We start from the raw sequence: 3,717 nt of genomic DNA, 5'->3' as shown, positions 1-3,717 counted from the left end.
TTCAGCGTCGACATGCTGCCCTCCGTCCAGGCGGGAGAGATCAACGACACGCTGCGGACGCTGCTGGAACGGGGCGGCCTCTACAGCATGCATGGCACCGTACTGTTCGTGTTCTGCGCGTTCTTCTTCGCCTCGGCGCTGGAGGCCTCGGGAGCGCTCCATGTGGTTCTCCACCGGACGCTGGAGCACGTGCGTTCCGCCAGCGGCACCATCCTCGCCTCGCTGCTCGCAGGCCTCTGCATTATCTTCGCCACCGGCAACAGCTACGTGACCTTCTTCCTGACCCGCGAGATCTTCGCCGACCAGTACGCCAGGAAGGGACTCCATCCGCTCAACCTCTCGCGCAGCCTGGAAGATGGCGGCATGATCCCCGAACCCCTGGCGCCATGGACGGTTTCGGCGGTCTACATGGCGGCAACGCTTGGCGTGTCCACGCTCGACTACGCCCCCTGGGCGCTGTTCAACTATCTCGGGATCGCGTTCTCGGCGCTGCTGGCGATCGCCGCGCCCTGGACCGGCAATTTCGGCGTGCGCCGGCTGACGCCAGAGGAGAATCCGCCTCGCTCGCGATTCGCCGGGGCCTCCGCGGCCAGCGATCCCCGCTGAGTCTCCCCGCCACCCATCGCCGAGATGGCGATGGGTGTCCCGCGATCACGCCCAGGCATTGACGTTGTCGGCATCCTCGAAATCCGGCCGCTGCGGGTGAACGACACAGAACCGGTGGCCGGTCGGCGCCTCCATGATGGTCCAGCGCTCCAGCCGCTCGACCACCTGCGCACCCAACCCCTCCAGCCGGGCCACCTCCGCCTCGATATCATCGGTTTCGATATCCAGGTGAACCCGACTGGGGTGATTCACCTGCTGTATCAACACATCGGGCTGATCCGGAGGCGTGGCCAGCCTGCCGTACTTCTCGTCGGTCTCGTGACAGGGCCAGCCCAGTGCCCGGGCCCAGAACTCGATGGCGGAAGACTTCTCTCCGCCCTGGCTGTCGATGACGAGTCCCGCCAGACGACTCTTGTGCATTGTCGTTCTCCTCTCCGTCATGCAGATTCAAAAGGCATATCGCTCCCCAGCATAGCCAGCGTCGGGCACGACGACCTCCCCCGATCGCCGCCCACCGCCCCAGTCAGTCCTCACTTCGCCGCGAGCCCGGTTCGCCCCGGCCCCGAATCAATTCATGCCAGTCGTCGCAACGGGATGGCGGAGGCGGCGCACATGCGTTAAGCTGCGGGCCCATTGCCGTTATCTGTCTGACCGTCGTCACGCGAAGCTGAAAGAGTCGACGACCCTCCATTTTGCCGCCTCCAGGCGCATCAGCCAGCACTGGCATTCCCCGGTAGAGCGTAGCCGCTTCGCTTCGCCATTCGCCGCGACCTAGAGAATACCGAATGAGTTTTGCCTCACTGGGCCTTAGCGCCCCGTTGCTGAAAGCCGTTGCCGAGCAAGGCTATGACACCCCCTCCCCGATCCAGTCACAGGCGATTCCCGCCGTCCTCGAGGGAAGAGACGTCATGGCGGCCGCGCAGACCGGCACCGGCAAGACGGCGGGTTTCACCCTGCCGATCCTGCACCGCCTGTCCCAGGGCGATCGCCCCCGGACCGGTTCACAGATTCCAGTGCGTACGCTGATTCTGACCCCGACCCGCGAACTCGCCGCGCAGGTCGGCGAGAGCGTGGCGACCTACGGCAAGCATTTGCCGTTGAAAAGCGCCGTGGTCTTCGGCGGCGTCAAGATCAACCCGCAGATCGCCACGCTGCGCCAGGGCGTCGACATTCTCGTCGCCACCCCTGGCCGCCTGCTCGATCTCTACCAGCAGAAAGTGGTTCGCTTCGACAAGCTCGAAGTGCTGGTACTGGACGAAGCCGACCGCATGCTCGACATGGGCTTCATCCATGACATCCGCAAGATTCTGGCCGTGCTGCCCAAGCAGCGCCAGAACCTGCTGTTCTCGGCGACCTTCTCCAACGATATCCGCAATCTCGCCAAGGGCCTGGTCAACGATCCGGTCGAGATCTCGGTGACACCGCGCAACGCCGCCGCGGCAACGGTGAAGCAGTGGGTCCATCCGGTGGACAAGAGCCGCAAGCCGGCGCTGCTGTCGCACCTGATCCAGACCCACCAGTGGCAACAGGTGCTGGTCTTCACCCGCACCAAGCACGGCGCCAACCGCCTGACCAAGTATCTCGAGGGCCAGGGCATCGAGGCCGCGGCGATTCATGGCAACAAGAGCCAGAACGCCCGCACCAAGGCACTGGCCGACTTCAAGAGCGGCGGCGTCCGCGCCCTGATCGCGACCGATATCGCGGCGCGCGGGCTGGATATCGATCAGCTGCCGCAGGTGGTGAACTTCGAACTGCCCAACGTGGCGGAGGACTACGTCCACCGCATCGGCCGTACCGGCCGTGCCGGCGCCAGCGGCCAGGCCGTCTCGCTGGTGAGCCTGGACGAGAAGAAGGAACTGGCCGGCATCGAGCGCCTGATCAGCCAGCGCCTGAACAGCGAGGCGGTGGCTGGCTTCGAACCCACACCCGGTGGCGGCCCCAAGGTCGACGAGAACGAAGGACGCCAGCCCCGCGGCGGCCAACGGCGTGGCGATGGCGGCCAGCGTCGCGGCAACGGTGGTGGTCGCGGGAACAGTGCCGGCGGGCGAGGTAACGGCGGCGGTCGCGGTGGCGATTCACGCCGCAGCGAAGGCCGTGGCGCCTCCTCGGGCCAGGGCGGGTCCCAGGACGACAACCGTGGCAACCGTATCGATAGCGGTAACCGGGGCAACCGCAACGGCGATGCACCGGCCCAGCGCCGCCAGCGCTCGCGCGGCGGTCAGCGTCGCAGCGGCGGCGGCACGCCCAACGGCAACGTCTGACCCCCGGCCTCCCGGCCAGCCCCAAACGACAACGCCACCGTCATTGACGGTGGCGTTGTCGTATCCGGATGTCGGATCCACGCCGACGCGGTGCCCAGCACTCAGTCGAGCACGACGAGCCGATTGGGCAGTTCGTTGCGCTCGTGGGTCGCCGGCACATGGGTCTCGAGCAGCTCGCCACAGCTATCGATGCAGTCGAGAAAGCCCTGCAGGGTCTCGCCGGCTTTGACGCGAGCGGTGAACGCCTCGACGATCGCCTGCCAGGTGTCGTCGCTCAACTGTGCCGAGATGCCCCGATCGACGAGGATCTCGACGTAGCGCTCGGCCTCGGAGACGAAGATAAGCATGCCGGTGCCCGCCTCGGTGTGATGCAGGTTCTGCTCCAGGAACTGGCGCCTGGCCAGGTTGGAGGCGCGCCAGAAACGCACATGCCGCGGAATCAGGCGTGTGAGTACCGGCGGCAGCCGAAACACCACCGCCAGCACGATGAAGACCAGCCACTGCGCCAGCAGCAGATACCAGGCGCTGATCCCGCCCAGCCACCCCAGCCAACTGGCGATGACGCTCAGCGCGCCGGGGACGATGAGCGCCGTCAGTCCGGCCCACAGCAGCGGAATATAGGTGTAGTCGTCGGCCTGACGCGCCAGGACGGTGACGACCTCGGCGTCGGTATCGCGCTCGATCCGCGTGATCGCGTCGCCGACTTGCCGTTGTTCGCTTTCACTCAATAAAGACATGCTGTCGTTATCCTGTCGTCTACCAGCCACCGGAGGCACCGCCGCCGCCAAAACCACCGCCGCCGCCGCCGAAGCCGCCGCCGCCGAAACCCCCACGACCGCCGACGCACCCC

The 3,717-nt window shown here is 66.4% G+C and carries 4 protein-coding genes; 2 read left to right on the top strand and 2 right to left on the bottom strand.

The genetic code is table 11. The features are described from left to right. A partial coding sequence (locus AC3AYF_RS19285; RefSeq protein ID WP_487780203.1) for a Na+/H+ antiporter NhaC family protein occupies positions 1 to 606 on the top strand: 606 nt, incomplete at its 5' end. Between the two features lie 45 nt (positions 607 to 651). On the opposite strand, the gene AC3AYF_RS19280 is transcribed toward AC3AYF_RS19285, so the two are convergent. Next, the gene (locus AC3AYF_RS19280) at positions 652 to 1,026 is read right to left on the bottom strand and encodes a VOC family protein (protein ID WP_487780202.1); all 375 of its coding nucleotides are present in this window, start codon (positions 1,024 to 1,026) and stop codon (positions 652 to 654) included. Positions 1,027 to 1,391: 365 nt separating this feature from the next. Here AC3AYF_RS19280 and AC3AYF_RS19275 point away from each other — a divergent pair, with 365 nt between their 5' ends. Beyond that, on the top strand, positions 1,392 to 2,867 hold the full coding sequence (locus AC3AYF_RS19275; RefSeq protein ID WP_295037202.1) for a DEAD/DEAH box helicase: 1,476 nt from the start codon (positions 1,392 to 1,394) through the stop codon (positions 2,865 to 2,867). 101 nt (positions 2,868 to 2,968) lie between these two features. Here the strand turns inward: AC3AYF_RS19275 and AC3AYF_RS19270 are convergent, their stop codons facing one another. Continuing rightward, on the bottom strand, positions 2,969 to 3,604 hold the full coding sequence (locus AC3AYF_RS19270; protein ID WP_295037204.1) for a TPM domain-containing protein: 636 nt from the start codon (positions 3,602 to 3,604) through the stop codon (positions 2,969 to 2,971). Positions 3,605 to 3,717: the final 113 nt, after the last annotated feature.

The sequence above is a fragment of the Salinicola sp. genome (assembly GCF_982684285.1).
This window is presented reverse-complemented; position numbering and strand designations above follow the sequence as displayed.